Here is a 15985-nt window from a genome sequence, read left to right as displayed (position 1 = left end):
ATTGATGGAAACGCGGGCGAACTACGTCTTGATCGGGGCTTTCACGCTGGCGGTGATCGCCGCCGCATTCGGCTTCGTGCTGTGGTTCCAGAGCCTCCACACGACCAAGCAGCGCAGCCCCCTGCGGGTGATCTTCGAAGGGCCCGCGTCAGGCCTGCGCAACGGCGGCAACGTCAATTTTAACGGTATTCGGATAGGGGAAGTGGTTTCGGTGAAGCTCGACAACCCGCGACGCGTGGTTGCGCTGGCGATGATCGAGAACAACGCACCGCTCCGCAAGGACACCCTGGTCGGTCTCGAGTTCCAGGGCCTCACCGGCGTCGCCGCGATTTCGCTCAAGGGCGGCGAGGAGGCCGCCCCGCCGGTGCCGCTGGACGAGGATGGCATCCCGGTTCTGACCGCCGACCCGAATGCGCTGCAGGACGTCACCGAGGCGATCCGCGCCACCCTGCAAAACGTCAACCGCATCGTCGCCGACAATCAGCAGTCGGTGAAGAATTCACTGAAGAATCTCGAGGTCTTCACCCAGGCCTTAGCGCGCAATTCCGAGAAGATCGACAACGTCATGCTCAAGGTCGACGGCGTGATGGGCAAGGCCGACAGCCTGATGCTGGGCCTCAATGCGATCGCGGGCGGCAACAATGGCAGCGAGCTGAACCTGATGGTGAAGTCGATCCGCGAACTCGCCGAGGATCTCGACAAGCGATCCAATCTCCTGATCAACGACGGCCGCAGGACGCTGTCCGACATCAGCCGCGCCGTGAACAATTTCGACCGCAACCCGAGCCGGGTGATCTTCGGCGGCAGCAACAACGCCGCACCCGAGCCCGCGCCGGCTCCGGCGACCGCGCCCGGGCCGCGGCGGCGGCAATAAAGGGCGAATGGCGAACAGGTTCGCTGCACTCTGGTCGCACAGTCATTCCGGGGCGGTCCGTAGGACCGAACCCGGAATCTCGAGATTCGGGCTCGATGCTTCGCATCGCCCCGGAATGACCCTGTCGAGTCTTCGTCGACGCGAATTTTCCAATCCCACCCAAACAAAACGGAGGCCGTGAGGCCTCCGTTTCCATTCGCTACACGCTTACTTTGCCGGCTTACCCCAGCCGTCCCGCGGCGTGCGCGAGCAGGGTGTAGACCAGCCCGGTCTCCGAGGTCAGGTGGCTGCTCAGCTCCTGCTGGCCGCGGCCGTCGCGGGCGACTTCGTCGAGCAGGCGCTCGAACTCCGCGATGTAGCGGTCGACCGTCTGCTTGAAGCCGCGGTCGGCGCGATACTTGCGGGCCACCTCATCGAAGGCCTTCTGGCCGGCCGGCGTGTAGAGGCGCTTGGAGAACGCCTTGTTCTCGCCGCGCTGGTAGCGATCCCACATCTCGGCCGCAAGCGTGCGGTCCATCAGCCGGCCGATGTCGAGCGACAGCGACTCCAGCGGATTGACCGGCTGCTGCTGCGGACGCGGGCGCTGCTGGGCGTCGCGGCTCTGCGGGGCAGGCGGCGGTGCGTCGCTGCGGTTGAGCAGGTCGGACAGCCAGCCGTCGCCGTTGTTGTCGGAGCCTGCCGGGCTGACCGACGGGGCCTCGGTGCGGCGCGAGCTCGCCATGCCGAGATCCGGCGGCGGCAGCGTCGAGGCGCTGTTGCCGTTGTCCCGCATGCGCACATCGCCGCGGCCGCCGGCGGCAGCCACCACCGGCTCCTCGTGGCGAACGCTGGCGCGGTTGGTCGAGACCACGTCGAGTCCGCGGCCGTGATGAGCGACGATGCGGTTCAGCTCGGCCAGCGCCTCGATCTGGTCGACGATCACCTTGCGCATCTGCGCGGTGTTCTCGGCGGCCTCCTGCGGCATCTCGAGCACGCCGCGGCGAAGCTCGTTGCGGGTGGCCTCGAGCTCGTTGTGCATCTCGCTCGCCATCTGCTTCATCGCCGTGACCATCGCGGAGAACTTCTCCGTCGATTCCTTGAACATCGCATCGGTCTCGGCGTTGCTCTGCTGGTAGAGGTCGTTCATGGCGTCGACGGTCTGCTGACGCTCGTTCTCGGCCGCCAGGCGCACCGCCTCGAACTGCCTGCTGATCGCAGCCGAACCGGCGCCTGCGGTCTCCGCCACCACGCGGGCGATGTCGCGGGCGCGTTCCTCGGCCGCTCCGAGCGATTCATCGAGCAGCCCGGTGAAGCGCGACAGCCGCTGGTCGAGATCGGTGGTGCGAAGGTCGATGGTCGTGACCAGCGCTTCCAGCGCCGACTTGCGCTCGCTGACGGAGGCCGTCGTCGAGCGGTTGGCCTGCTCGACCACGGCAGCCGCATCGATCAGCGCCTTGCCATGGGTCTCGAACTGGCTCGACAGCGCGCCGAGATCTTCCAGCGCCTTGCCGGTCTTGCTGTTGAACACCGTGAGCTGGTCTTCCAGCGTCTGGGTTGCCACGCCGTTGCGCGAGGTGACGTCGTTCATGGCGGACACGAAGTCGGCCACGCGGGTCACCAGCGCGCGCTCCAGCGAGTTGAGGTTGTCGTGGGCGCCGGTCAACACTTCCTGCAAGAGGATGTTGCCTTCGCGCAGCCGCTCGAACAGCGCGACCGTATCGGTGCGCAGGATCTTGCTGGTCTCCTGCATCTCCGTGACGGCCGAGATCGAGACCTGGCGCGACTGGTCGATCGCCGCGCGCGAAGCCTGCTCGAGCTCCTTGAGCGACTTCGCCACCGCGCCGGTCGCCTGATCGCCGGCCGAGGTGATGTTGCGCGCGACATCGCTGCCGTGGGCCGACATCGACTGCGAGAAGGCGAGGCCGCGGGTTTCGATCGCCTTCAGCGCATCCGCGGTGGCGCGATCCATGTCGCTCGACAGCTGCGTGGTCTTGGCGGTCAGCGCCTCGACCAGCGAGCCGCGGCGGCCGTCGACCATCTGCGACAGACGCTCGGTCTGCTGCTGCACATAGGTGACGATCTCGTCGGTCTTGCCGGTCATCGCCGAGCCGAAGGCGCTGGAGGCCGACAGCACCGAACGTTCGATGTCGGCGGAGGTCGTCTTGACCTTGGTCGAGACCTCGTTGGACATGGTGATCAGCGCGGCCTGCGCGTTCTGCGCCGAGGTCTGGATGTTGTCGGTTGTCTTGGCCGTGACCGCACCCAGCGCGCGCTCGATATCGGTCGAGAGCGTGCGGATCTGGGCGGCGGCATCGGCGGAGGTCGCCGCAAACGAGCTCTGGGCCTCGCGGGCGCTGCCCAGGATGGTCTGCGCAGTCTCCGCGCTGGCCGTGGTCAGTGACCGCTCGATCTCGGCGGAGATCTCGCGGATCTGGCTTGCGGCCTCGCTGGAGGTCGCCACGAACGAGCTCTGGGCCTCGCGGGCGCTGCCGAGGATCGCCTGCGCGGTGTTGGTGCCGACCGAGGTCAGGGTGCGCTCGACATCGACGGCCAGCGACTTGACATGGTTGGCTGCTTCCGTCGACGCGGTGACGAGGGTGTTCTGCGCCTCGCGGGCGCCGGCCGTCAGCATCTCGACGGTGCCGGAGCCGGCCATCGACAGCGCACGCTGGATGTCGGCGGCAAGCGCCGACACCTTGGTCGCGGCCTCGGTCGACGCGTTGACCAGGGTGCTCTGGGCCTCACGCGCGCCTGACGTGATCGATTCCGCGGTGGCGGAGCCGGCCATCGACAGCGAACGCTCCATATCGGCCGCCAGCGAGCGGACCAGATCGGCGGCCTCGGTGGATGCGCCTGCCAGCGTGCTCTGGGCCTCGCGAGCGGAGGCGACGACGGCTTCCGCGGTGGCGGAGCCCGCCATCGACAGCGAGCGCTCGATGTCGGCCGACAGCGTGCGGGCCAGGTTGGTGGCTTCGGTCGACGCGCCTGCCAGCGTGCTCTGGGCCTCGCGGGCGGAGGCGACGACGGCTTCCGCGGTTGCGGTGCCGGCCATCGAGAGCGAGCGCTCGACGTCGCTGGCGAGCGACTTGACCTGGCCGGTGACGTCGGTCGACGTCGAGATCAGCGTGGTCTGGGCCTCGCGGGCGCCGGTCATGATTGCCTCGGCGGCGGCAGAGCCGGCGGTCGAGAGCGAGTGCTGCACGTCGGCCGCGAGCGTGCGGACCAGGTTGGCGGCTTCGGTGGATGCACCGGCAAGCGTGCTCTGGGCTTCGCGAGCGGAGGCGACGACGGCTTCCGCGGTGGCGGAGCCGGCCATCGACAGCGAACGCTCGACGTCGCTGGCGAGCGACTTGACCTGGCCGGTGACGTCGGTCGACGTCGAGATCAGCGTGGTCTGGGCCTCGCGGGCACCGGTCATGATCGCCTCGGCGGCGGCAGAGCCGGCCATCGACAGCGACTGCTCGACATCGCTGGCCAGCGACTTGACCTGGCTTGCGGCCTCGACAGAGGCGCTGACCAGCGTGGTCTGCGCGTCACGGGCGCCCGACAGCACGGAGGCTGCGGTGGCGCTGCCGGCCGCCTGCAGCGTGCGTTCGACATCCTCGGACAGTGCCTTGATCTGCGAGGCAACGTCGCCGGAGGCCGAGACCAGCGACACCTGGGCGTCGCGGGCACTGGTGAGGATCGAGTTGGCGGCGCTGGTGCCGACGGCGGTCAGCACGCTCTCAACCTCGGCCGAGCTCAGCTTGAGCTGGTTGCCGACGTCCGCGGACACGGTGAGCAGCGCCTGCTGCGCCGTGCGCGCGCCGGTCTGGATGGTTTCGCTGGTGTTGACCACGAGGTTGGTCAGCGAACGCTCGGCGTCCTCGACATGGGACTTGATGCTCGACGACAACAGCTCGGCGCGGGACATCAGATCCTCGCTCGCCTGGCGGCCGCTGCTCTCGATGCGGCCGGCGACGGCCTCGACGCGCGAGCCCAGCAGGTCCTCGAATTGCGCGACGCGGGTGTCGATGTCGCTGGCGATGACGCCGACGCGGCTCTCGATGCCCTGCTGGATGTCGGCGAAGCGCGCCGAAATGGTGTCGGTCAGGTTCGCGCTGTGACCATTGATGGTGTCGGCGAGGCGGGTGCTGTGGCCGTTGAGGGTGTCGACCAGGCGGACGCTGTGGCCGTCGATGGTCTCGGTGACGCCGTTGATGCGATGGTCGACCGCGGCGATCGCCTGCACGGTGCCTTCGGTCAGGGTGGTGGTGAGCAGGCCAAGCCGCGAGTCGATCGACTGGATCGCCTGGGAGGCGCCGTCGGTCAGCTGGGTCGCGAGCGTGCCGAGATGGCCGTCGATGGTCTCGGTGACCGACTTGGCGCGGCTCTCGAAGGTGACCTCGAGGGACTTCATGCGGCCGTCGATCGCGTCATCGAGCGATTGCAGACGGCCGTCGAACGAGCCGATCTTGCTGGCGAGCGAACTGTCGAACGACGACAGCTTGTCGGTCAGCGAGGCGTCGAGATTGGTGACGCGGCTGCCGAGCGTGGTCTCGAACTGCAGCAGGCGCTGGTCGAGCGAGGCGGTGATCTCGCCGCTGTTGCTGGTGACACGGTGGTCGAAGGTGTCGACATAGGTCTTCAGGCTGTCGGCGATGTCCTGGGTCCGCTGGCCCATGCGCTCGACGATGTCGCCGCCGAAGGTCTTCACCGTGCGGTCGAATTCCGAGATGTGGCGGGTGATCAGCGCGCCGAGCGTGCCGGAGTCGCGGGCGAATTTCTCGGCGAGCTCGCTGCCGTGGTTCTTCACCAGGTCGTCGAACGCGCTCATCTGCAGCGACAGCGAGTCGTGCGCGGTCTCGGTCTGGCCCACCACCTTGGCGACCAGCGAATTGACGGTGACGTCGAGCGCCTCGCTTGCCTTGTCGCCGGACGTCATGATCTGGCCGGCGAGGCGGTTGCCGGCATCGTCGATCTTGCTGACGAGGTCGTTGCTGCGCAGCTCGAGCTCGAGCAGCAGCGAGTCGGCGGAGTTCTTCAGGGAGTCGTGGACCTCTTCGGTGCGGTCGGAGATGCCGTCGACGATGACAGACGAACGCTGCTCGAACTCGCCGGTGATGCGGTCGATGCGCTCGTTCAGCAACTCGTGGACGCGATCGGCCAGATCGACGAACTCGTCATGGACATGGCCGGTCTTGAAGTTGAGGCTGGTGGTCAGCCGCTCGGAGGCGTCCATCACCGCGCGCGTGGTCTCGGCGCTGGCCTCCTCGAGGCGGTCGAGCAGGTCGCCGCCGCGCTCGCCGAGCGCGAGGATCATGTTGTCGCCGGCATGGCTCAGCGCGGTGGTGATGTGCTGGCCGCGCTCTTCCAGCGCGCCGGTGATGCTCTTGGCGACCTCGTCGACGCGCGAGGCGATCGCGTCCGAGATCAGCGCGATGTCGTGGCGCAGGTCGATCTGCACGCCGGAGATCGCGCTGCGCACCTGCTCGGCCTGGCCGACCAGGTTGTCGCGCTGGTGGGCGATGTCCTGCAGCAGCGCGCGGATGCGCACCTCGTTGTCGGAATAAGCGCGTTCCAGCGCCGCGACCTCGTTGGCGACGAGGGTCTCGAGCTCGCCGGCGCGCGCGATCGCGCGCTCGACGCCGTCGCCCATCGCCGCGACCTCGCGGCGGATCGCCTGGCCGACCGTCACCATGGAATCGGCGGCGGCGTTTTCCGGCTCGGAGAATCGCATCGCGACCTGCGCCATCGATTGCGCGATCATCTGCATGCGCTGACCGTGCGCGGCGAGGCTGGCGAGATAGTAGAACAGCAGGATCGGCACGGCGAACAGCGCGGCAAGGCCGGCGAGCACCAGGACGCCGGTGCCCTGGGCCATCGAGGCCTGCAGGGCCGGCCAGACCGCGATGGTGAGGATGACGCCGCCCAGCAGCCAGGCGCCGGAGCAGACAAAGAACAGCGTGAAGGCGTTGCGCGCGCGTCCTCCCTGCAGCGTCTGCAGCATCTGGCCGATGGTTTCGCGATCATCATTGGCGGCGCGGCGCGGCGCGCGCGGTTCTTCGATCGGCTCGAACGCGGAACGATCGGTATTACTCGGACGGGACTCGAACGATGTGGCTGAAAAATCGGCGGCGGGCGGCAGGTTCGGCGGCGCGGCGCCTTCGTTGAGGGGGCTGCGATTCTCCGCGCCCTGTTCGCTGATGTTGAGGGCTTCCTGGATGGCAGAAAGCGCGACTTCGGTGGGATCTTTGACCTTCTTGGGAGTGTTCGCCATGTTCAGTCTGAGCCCTCTCACTATTTTACGCGTCGGCGAGCCTGCGATCGTCCCCACGCAAGCTCGAAGCCGGTGCCCACAAGCGGAGCGCAAGCCGGCCCCCTGGGCGGCTTGTCCGCTACATCCGCAAACATCCTATTGGGAGAGCGATGCGAATGAAATGCTTGCGATTAATACTTTCTTAATCATCGTTAACAGCTTTGCGCCATAAGGCCTTATGGGCACTCGAAATTCCGGCTGTAGAGCGCCGATTGTGTCCGGAAATTGTCCAGAATCGGGCGGTTTTGCCGATCATCCCAACAACAATCCGTTAACCAGTTTCGTGATTGGCTGGGGCAACGATCCGCCGGCGAGGGCCGGCGGAGACGACAGGGACAGGCCATGCCGCTTCACCTCGAACGGGTCGAATGGACGCAATCGCCGCCGCTGGCGCCCGGCGCCGGGCCGATCGACGTCGATCATCTTCAGCGCATGACGCTGGGCGATCCGGGGCTCGAGCGGGAAGTGCTGGCCATGTTCTCGACCCAGTCGGCCCGGATCCTCGGTGAACTGGCCGCCTTGCCGCCCGAGGCGGCGACCCATGCCCACACCCTGAAAGGATCGGCGCGGGCGATCGGCGCCTTCGGCGTCGCCGAGGCTGCTGCCCAGCTGGAGACCGCGCTGAGCGGCGGTTCCGATGCGGCCCAGCCGCTTGCCGCGCTCGGCGCCGCGATTGCCGAGGCGCGCACGGCGATCGAGCTGATCCTGGGCCGCTCCTAGGCGTCCGGCGTCTCGGCGGTCCGCCGCGACAGCTTGGGCGGCATCCCAACAGGCGGGCAGGTTTTCGGTCTCCGCGCTAGCGCTGTGCGGACCGACCCGTTATACGACTGCCCGGGACCTTTCCATCCATCGTCCGGCGCATTCCGGCAGCACGAGCAATCATGGCCAAAATCCACTTTATCGACCATTCCGGCGAGAAACGCACAGTTGACATCGAGAACGGCGCGACGGTGATGGAAGGCGCGATCCGCAACGCCATTCCCGGCATTGAAGCCGAATGCGGCGGCGCCTGCGCCTGTGCGACCTGCCATGTCTATGTCGATGAAGCCTGGCGCGAGAAGGTCGGCGCGCCGTCACCGATGGAAGAGGACATGCTGGATTTCGGCTTCGACGTGCGTCCGAATTCGCGGCTGTCCTGCCAGATCAAGGTGACCGACGATCTCGACGGATTGGTCGTGTCGACGCCGGAGCGGCAGGCCTAAGATCTCTTATTCGCCGTCCGGATTCACTCCGCGACGGACCCAGCGGCGGAAGTTCTGCTTGACCTCCGCCGGCAGTGGCGCCGGCCTGCGCGTGGCCTCATCGATCATCACCGTGACCGCCTTCGCCGACGCCACGCATCTGCCTTCCGAAAACACCACCTGGTCGAAGGTGGTCGACGTGCGTCCAAACTTGACGAGACCGAGCCCGAGCTCGATCTGACCCGGCCAGTGCAGCTCGGCGCGGAAATGGATGTCGAGGCGCACCATGATCCAGCCGAGCCCCGCCGGCATCAGCCCCATGCTGCGGTCCTTCACCAGCGTGACGCGGCCGGTTTCAAAATAGCTCGCATAGACGGCGTTGTTGACGTGCCCGTTGGGGTCGAGATCGGCAAAGCGCACATTGTCGGACAGGCGGTAGGGAAAGTCTTCCAGGCGCGGCGCATCGTCAGCACGAACAGGGGCATTCACGAGGGGGATCTCCGTCGGTTTCCCGCCCATACAGCCGACTTGCGCAGGCTCGGCAAGGGGTTGCCGCGCCAGCCGCTGTCCCTATTATGCATGTCGCGATCCGGCCCACTTGGCTGGACAGGCGAAAAAGCCGTCCAGTCGATTTCAACTGAAAAGAAGCGGACATGAGCGAAGCGATCAAGACCGATGTGCTGATTATTGGCGCGGGCCCCTGCGGACTGTTCGCCGTGTTCGAACTGGGCCTGCTCGACATGAAGGTGCATCTGGTCGACATCCTCGACAAGATCGGCGGGCAGTGTGCCGAGCTCTATCCCGAGAAGCCGATCTACGACATTCCCGGAATTCCCTTCGTCACCGGTCAGGGCCTCACCGAACAGCTGCTGGAGCAGATCAAGCCGTTCAATCCGACCTTCCATCTCAACGAGATGGTGGAGAGCATCGAGAAGATCGGCGATCCCTTGTTCCGCGTGAAGACCGATGCCGGCAAGGAGTTCGAGTGCAAGGTCGTCGTGATCTCGGCCGGCGGCGGCTCGTTCCAGCCGAAGCGCCCGCCGGTGCCGGGCATCGAGGCCTATGAAGGCACGTCGGTGTTTTATGCCGTGCGCAAGATGGAGCAATTCCGAGACAAGAACATCCTGATCGTTGGCGGCGGCGACTCCGCGCTCGACTGGACGCTCAATCTGCATCCGATCGCCAAGCGCATCACGCTGCTGCACCGGCGCGACGATTTCCGCGCGGCGCCGCACAGCGTCGAGCAGATGCGTGCGCTCGTTGCCGACGGCAGGATGGATCTGAAGATCGGCCAGGTCACGGGGCTCGAAGGCGCCAACGGCCAGCTCTCGGGCGCGGCGCTCAAGGGCAACGACAATGCGGTCTCGACGATCGCCTGCGATACGATGCTGCCGTTCTTCGGACTCACCATGAAGCTCGGCCCGGTCGCGAACTGGGGCGTGGCGCTGGAGAACAATCTGGTGCCGGTCGACACCGCGGCGTTCGAGACCAACGTGTCAGGCATCTTCGCGATCGGCGACATCAACACCTATCCGGGCAAGCTCAAGCTCATTCTCTCCGGCTTCCACGAGGGTGCGCTGATGGCGCAGAAGGCGCACCGCTACGTGTATCCGGACAAGCGGCTGGTGTTCCAATACACAACCTCGTCATCGAGTCTGCAGAAGAAGCTCGGGGTGAACTGATTTCACTCGGGCAGAGACCAATGCCAGGGCCATGGGCAACTTCCTGCGCGGCTCCTGCGCGGCGCGGGCACTGGAACGCTCCGTGAAATGGCCGTAGTCTGCTTGTAGTCGAGTTGGTCGATTGATCAGGTGATGATGATGCGGAACACGCTATCCAGACTTCGGCTGATCCTCGCGATCGCCACGGCCTTTGCGCTAGCTGCTCCGCTTGCGGCCTCGGCGGCCGACCCGTCGGCTGCCGGCCTGTGGCAAAAGATCGAAGACGGCAAGCCCGAGGGCTGGTTCCTGGTGATCGAGCGCAATGGCCTGTTCGAAGGCATGATCGCAAAGATGTTCTCATCGCCCGGCGACCCGCCCAATCCGGTTTGCTCGAAATGCACCGACGATCGCAAGGACATGCCGTGGCTCGGCATTCCCCTCATCCGCGACATGAAGCGCAACGGGCTCGCCTATGAAGGCGGCAACGTGCTCGATCCGCGCAACGGCAAGGTCTACAAGGCCAAGATGACGTTGAGCGCCGATGGTCAGACGCTGACCATGCGCGGCTTTCTCGGCATCTCGCTGTTCGGCAAGGATGAGGTCTGGACCCGGCTGCCTGACACCGCGGTAGCCCAACTCGATCCCGCGATCGTCGCCAAATATCTGCCGGCGCAAGCCGCCGTGGCGAAGCCGGCGGCGCCGGTGCCCGCGACGAAGCGGCACTAACACTTCTTCTCTACAATCCGCAGCTAACGCTCCAATCTGCGCGGCTCACGCTCCGCTCTTGCGTGGCAGCGTGAGCGTTCAGCGCTGTCCCGTCGGTGCAATCGGCATCGGCAGTGGTGCGACCGGCTCGGTAATCACTTCGGGCACAGCGGTATTCAACTGCAGCACGGTGGTGGCCGCGGGGACCGCCGCATCGGCCATCGCGGCATGGCCTTCGGCGCTCGGATGCACCGCGCCGCCATACACCGCCGACAGGATGCCCCATGTCGCGTCGTGGATGTCGCTTGGCTGCATCGAGGACGGCAGGCCCTGCGGGTAGGTCATCGCCGTGAAGTAGCTGTCATTGGCGTCGCGGATCCAGCGCGCGCGGGGCAGATAGGCGCGGTATTCGCCGGCGCTGCGGCCGCATTTCAGCGGCTGGTTGGCCGCGGCGACGATGTCCGAGACGAAGCTGTCGCCGTTGGCGGCGAAGCAGTCGCGGTCGAATTCCGGATCGGTCGAGGCGCGTGCGCAGAAGCCATGGCTCGCAAACGCGTCCTGATGCGCATCGACGAAAGTCATGCGGTCGGCCTGCGGATTGCGGCAGATGATGCCGGACTGGCACTGCGCGATCGCCTTGAGCTGCGGCAGGAACTCGTTCTGCACGAAGCTCGAGACCGACGCGAGGCGGTTGGGATCCGCATTGAACGAGGGATGGATCTCGAAGCCGGCGCGGCCGCCGGGGCAGGGCGCGCCGCCATTGGCCAGCGCCGGATTGGCATAGGCCGTGTAGATCACGTGCGAGAGATCGCCGCCGACCAGCGGCTTCAGCGCATCGCGCAGCTTGGCAAAATCGGCCGGCAGGTCGCGCGCCAGCGCCGAACGGGCATCCTCGACGCTGGCCATCGAGCCGCCGCGGCTGAACAGCGTGCGCTCGGTCGGCGTGTCGACGATCACGTTGGCGACGAGGCCGGAGAAGTAGATGTCGTTGGCGCCGATCGACAGCAGCACGAGGTCGAGGGTGCGGTCGGGCTGACGGCGCTTGGCGGCGGCGAGTGCCGTGCGCAGCTCCGCGATCTGGCCGTTGACGGTGCCCGAGCAGGTGTTGGCTGTCTTCGTCGGCAGGCATTCCCGCGCCTGCTGCGAGCCGAGCAGGCCGTCGGCGATGCTGGCGCCGGTGCAGGCCAGCGGCAGATAGGTCACCGCGATGTGCGGATATTGCACGGCGAGCGCGAGCGCGGTGCGGGTCTGGTAGCTGTACAGCGACCGGTGACAGGCCGAGTTGAGCCACAGCGCGCTCTGGCGTTGCCAGTTGGTCAGGGTGTCCGGTGCTTCGCAGGCGCGGCCGCCTTTGTAGCCGGCGCGGCTCGGCCGGTAATATTGCGCCCCGCCGAGATAGGAGCGGAAGCAGAAGCCCTCGTCGGAGAGCGCAATCGCGCGGTCGGGATTGCCCTCGCCGGATGCGATGCTGTCGCCGAGGCCCGCGATCAGCAAGTCGCGTACCTCGATCTGCGTCGTCACGCGCTGGTTGGCGTCCGAGCCGCTTGCGACGTCGACGGTCGCGACCGTGGTACGGCCGTAGCGGACGCGCAGGTTGATCGGCTCGGCGCAATCGAATGTCGAGGATTGCGGCCCGTCGCCGTCGTCGAACGACCAGGCACAGGTCGCGCCGACCGGAACCGGCCCGGTGAGCCGTACGACGATCGGATGATCGATCGGCGTCAGATAGCTTTCCTTGACGTTGTCGCGCGTGCAGGGCTCGCTGACGCGGCCCTGCAGGTCGATGCAGAGCCGGTTCACGGTGTTGCGCGCCCAGCCGCGGCCGTCGCTTTGCAGTTCCAGCGTCTGTTCCGAGGCCAGCACGCTGCGGCCAAGCCCGCTTTCGACATGCAGGCGGAAGTCGCGTTCCTCGCGGAACAGGCGGAAGCGGTTGCGGACCTCCCAGGAGATCTGCAGCTGGTTGTCCTGCGCCTCCGCGGCCGATGCGAAGACCGCGGCCAGCGCGCTGCCGAGCAGCACGCTGCAGACCGTCACCCGAAACGAAAATCGAACCAAAAAGCCAATCATGGCGCGGTTTGACGCGAGCGGTACGGCGAAAATAAGAGAAGCGGCCGCGAGGATCGAAAATCCGGGGTCGAGGGGCCCGCACAGGGGCCGATAACGTTGTCCGTTACCGTTTCAGATGCCTGACCCGCTGCTGCCGGCTTTCGATCGGTTGCCGCACGGTCGCCGAAGCCGTGCAGGCTTGGCTTAGTCGTTTCCGCTCTTGCCAGGGCTGCACCACGTTGAGCCAGAGCTCGCGCATGCCCATGATCGAGATCGAAATCCCGAACGGGATCAGGAAGTAGAGGATGCGGAACACGACCAGCGTCGCCAGCAATTGTTCCTTGCTGAACTCCGGCAGCGCCACCAGCATCGCGGCGTCGAACACGCCGATCGAGCCGGGGGCGTGGCTGGCGAAGCCGAGCAGCGTCGCCAGGATGAACACGACCGCCAGCGAGACGAAGTCGATATGCGGCTCGGTCGGCATCAGCAGGTACATCGCGAGCGCGCAGAAACCGAGATCGACCACGCCGATCAGGATCTGCAGCAGCGTCAGCTTGGCCGAGGGCAGCACCACCTTCCAGCCATTCTGGCCGAGCTCGCGGCGCTTCTCGCCGGTCAGGAGCCAGACGAAATAGGCGCCGATGCCGGCAAGGCAGCCGAGCGCGATCAGCCGGTTCATCGCCGGCGGCAGCAGGTCCATCGCCGACGCCGCCGCCGGGTGCCAGGCCATGCCGAAGCCGAGCACGAACAAATTGCCGAGCCAGAAGGTCAGGCCCGACAGAAAGCAGATCTTGGCGACGTCGATCGCGGAGAGGCCATAATCGGAATAGATCCGGAAGCGGATCGCGCCGCCGGTGAAAACCGTGGCGCCGATATTGTGGCCGATCGTGTAGCTCGTGAAGCTCGACAGCGCTGCGATGCGGTAGGGGACATGGATCTTGCCGATCGTGCGCAGCGCGAAGAAGTCGTAGAAGGTCAGCGTGCAGAACGCCCCGACCACGCAGAGCGCCGCCAGCGCGATCCGGTGCGGCGCGATGTTGGTGAGCGCGGTGAGAATGATGCCGGTATCGACGCCCTTCAGGGTGTGAACAAGCGACGTGATCGCGAACGCGATGATCAACACGCTCGCGGCGATCCCGAGCCGTTTCCAGCCGATCTTTTCCTTGAAACCACGCCCGAGCGTGGTCAGCAGCCGAAGCATTCATCCTCCCGGCGGGGCGGCAAATTTCAGTGGGACCCGGTCACGGACGGCGACGGGTGACGGGCAAACGCACCGTACGCGATGACCCATAAGGCAAAACCGATGCGTTGTGCAGCCCTTGACAAGCCAACCTTCGGCCCTCGTCCAGCGTCGTTGTCATATTGGCTACATATGTTCTCGCTCTGCGGAATGTGAGTCGCAGGACACGCGATGGGGCCACTGCATGTTCCGCCGTTTCAGGCGGTTTCGCCGGCTTTTTTGCCGATTTGCGGCCGTCCCGGCGTCGATGCGGGTTAGCTGGCGCGAGGCGAATGGACGATATGCGTCAGCATGGGGACGGCTGAGCCGGCTGTGACGTTTACCAAAGTGTGAAGTCGGCGCGCGCATGCGCAGGATGCGCCCTGCGCTCGGGCCAGTGAGCCGCGCGAGGGCGGTCCGTAGGTCTATTGAGGCAAAACGCCGCGCAAGCGGGCCGCCGTCGGACAGATCGGCCAGGCACGCGATTTCACACTTCGATCCGTGGCGAAGTGTTGCGGCGAAACGAAGGCCTATGTCTCGCATTGGTTGCCGAGAGCAAGGACAAGACCATGCAACAGACATCCCTGAACGTCCGGCACATGCCGGACCGCCGCGGAACGTCGCATCGGCAAACGAGCGGGCTCGCGGCGACGTTGACGCTCGCCGCGATGAGTCTCGGCTATGGCGTCGTGCAGCTCGACGTCACCATCGTCAACACGGCGCTCAACGCGATCGGCGCCTCGCTCGGCGGCGGCGTTGCCGAACTGCAATGGGTGGTCAGCGCCTACACGATCGCCTTTGCGGCCTTCATCCTGACCGCGGGCGCGCTCGGCGACCGGATCGGCGCCAAGCGCATCTTCATGGCCGGGTTTGCGATCTTCACCGCGGCATCGGTTGCCTGCGCGGTCGCGCCTGATGCGGCGACGCTGATCGCCGCCCGCTGCGTGCAGGGGCTGGCCGCGGCCATCCTGGTGCCGAACTCGCTGGCGCTGCTCCGCCATGCCTATGAAGACGAGAAGGCGCGGGGACGCGCGGTCGGTGTCTGGGCCGCGGGCGCGAGCCTTGCGCTGACCGCCGGCCCGTTCGTCGGCGGCGGACTGATCGCGCTGGTCGGCTGGCGCGCGATCTTTCTGGTCAACCTGCCGATCGGCCTCGCCGGCTTGTGGCTCGCCTGGCGCTTTGCCAGCGAAACCGCGCGTCATCAGCAACACCGGCTCGATCTGCCGGGGCAGGTCGCGGCGATCGCCGCGCTCGGCACGTTGGCCGGCGCGCTGATCGAAGGCGGCGCGCTGGCTGGGGCAACCCGTTCGTGATCGCAGGCTTCGCTCTCGCCGCCGTCTTCTCCGTGCTGTTCGTCTGGCGTGAGGCGCGCGCGCCGCAGCCGATGCTGCCGCTCTCGCTGTTCCGCCACCTGATGTTTGCCCTGACCTCGCTGGTCGGCCTCCTGGTCAATGTCGCGTTCTACGGCCTGATCTTCGTGCTCAGCCTCTACTTCCAGCAGGTCAACGGGCTGTCGGCGTTCGCCACTGGCCTCGCGTTCGTGCCGATGCTTGGCGCCGTGCTGCCCGCCAACCTGATCGCACCGCATGTCGCGGAGCGGATCGGCGCGCCGGCGACAATCGCGCTCGGCGCCGCTCTCTCCGCCACCGGATGTCTTGCGATGCTGTTCATCGGCCCCGGCACCAGCTACCTCGCGATCTGCCTGCAATTGCTGGCCATGAGCGGCGGCCTCGGCCTGCTGGTGCCGCCCCTGACATCGGCGCTGCTCGGCAGTGCCGGGCCACAGCATGCCGGCATCGCGGCCGGGGTATTGAACGCGACCCGGCAGACCGGCAGCGTGCTCGGTGTCGCGCTGTTCGGCTCGATGGTCAGCCGGTCCGCGGCCTTCATCACCGGCCTGCATGCGGCCCTCGTCATCTCCGCCGGCGTGTTGCTGGCGGCGGCTGCGCTGATCTGGATCGGCGCATGGTCAGAGGCTCGGCGCTGAGACGAACCGCAGCGAGGCATCTCCGCGTTGCCCTG

9 protein-coding genes and 1 pseudogene are annotated in these 15985 nt (G+C 66.6%); 6 read left to right on the top strand and 4 right to left on the bottom strand.

Translation table 11 applies throughout. The features are described 5' to 3' along the window. The first annotated feature begins 4 nt into the window (after window positions 1–4). Complete coding sequence (locus ACVMDN_RS23130) at window positions 5–874, top strand: MlaD family protein (protein ID WP_028341638.1); 870 nt, start codon at window positions 5–7, stop codon at window positions 872–874. Between the two features lie 220 nt (window positions 875–1094). On the opposite strand, the gene ACVMDN_RS23125 is transcribed toward ACVMDN_RS23130, so the two are convergent. Next, window positions 1095–7112: an apolipoprotein A-IV repeat region-like domain-containing protein gene (locus ACVMDN_RS23125; RefSeq protein WP_456834959.1), complete on the bottom strand. Its 6018-nt coding sequence runs from the start codon at window positions 7110–7112 to the stop codon at window positions 1095–1097. A 381-nt stretch (window positions 7113–7493) separates the two neighbouring features. On the opposite strand from ACVMDN_RS23125, the gene ACVMDN_RS23120 reads away from it, so the two are divergent. Together ACVMDN_RS23120 and ACVMDN_RS23115 are read left to right on the top strand one after the other, a co-directional pair. Next, window positions 7494–7871, top strand: a complete 378-nt coding sequence (locus ACVMDN_RS23120; RefSeq protein WP_076825720.1) for an Hpt domain-containing protein — start codon at window positions 7494–7496, stop codon at window positions 7869–7871. A gap of 161 nt (window positions 7872–8032) precedes the next feature. Next, window positions 8033–8353, top strand: coding sequence for a 2Fe-2S iron-sulfur cluster-binding protein (locus tag ACVMDN_RS23115; protein ID WP_016841525.1), 321 nt, complete (start codon window positions 8033–8035; stop codon window positions 8351–8353). A gap of 6 nt (window positions 8354–8359) precedes the next feature. On the opposite strand, the gene ACVMDN_RS23110 is transcribed toward ACVMDN_RS23115, so the two are convergent. Then, on the bottom strand, window positions 8360–8821 hold the full coding sequence (locus ACVMDN_RS23110) for an acyl-CoA thioesterase (protein WP_092085034.1): 462 nt from the start codon (window positions 8819–8821) through the stop codon (window positions 8360–8362). A gap of 164 nt (window positions 8822–8985) precedes the next feature. Here ACVMDN_RS23110 and ACVMDN_RS23105 point away from each other — a divergent pair, with 164 nt between their 5' ends. Together ACVMDN_RS23105 and ACVMDN_RS23100 are read left to right on the top strand one after the other, a co-directional pair. After that, entirely contained in the window at window positions 8986–10014 is a 1029-nt protein-coding gene (locus tag ACVMDN_RS23105; protein WP_057016688.1) for an NAD(P)/FAD-dependent oxidoreductase, read from the top strand. A gap of 138 nt (window positions 10015–10152) precedes the next feature. Further along, window positions 10153–10719, top strand: coding sequence for a DUF2147 domain-containing protein (locus ACVMDN_RS23100; RefSeq protein WP_057016746.1), 567 nt, complete (start codon window positions 10153–10155; stop codon window positions 10717–10719). A gap of 78 nt (window positions 10720–10797) precedes the next feature. Here the strand turns inward: ACVMDN_RS23100 and ACVMDN_RS23095 are convergent, their stop codons facing one another. After that, window positions 10798–12765 (bottom strand): hypothetical protein, encoded by a 1968-nt coding sequence (locus tag ACVMDN_RS23095; protein ID WP_456834960.1) that lies wholly within the window; start codon window positions 12763–12765, stop codon window positions 10798–10800. Between the two features lie 103 nt (window positions 12766–12868). Further along, the gene (locus ACVMDN_RS23090; RefSeq protein ID WP_456834961.1) at window positions 12869–13945 is read right to left on the bottom strand and encodes a lysylphosphatidylglycerol synthase transmembrane domain-containing protein; all 1077 of its coding nucleotides are present in this window, start codon (window positions 13943–13945) and stop codon (window positions 12869–12871) included. A gap of 617 nt (window positions 13946–14562) precedes the next feature. Between ACVMDN_RS23090 and ACVMDN_RS23085 the strand changes: the two are divergent. After that, window positions 14563–15950 (top strand): annotated as a pseudogene (locus ACVMDN_RS23085) (MFS transporter). Window positions 15951–15985 lie beyond the last annotated feature (35 nt).

The organism is Bradyrhizobium sp. USDA 4510 (assembly GCF_054059095.1).
The sequence above is the reverse complement of the archived record's forward strand: the minus strand, read 5'-3'. Positions and strand labels throughout refer to the sequence as shown.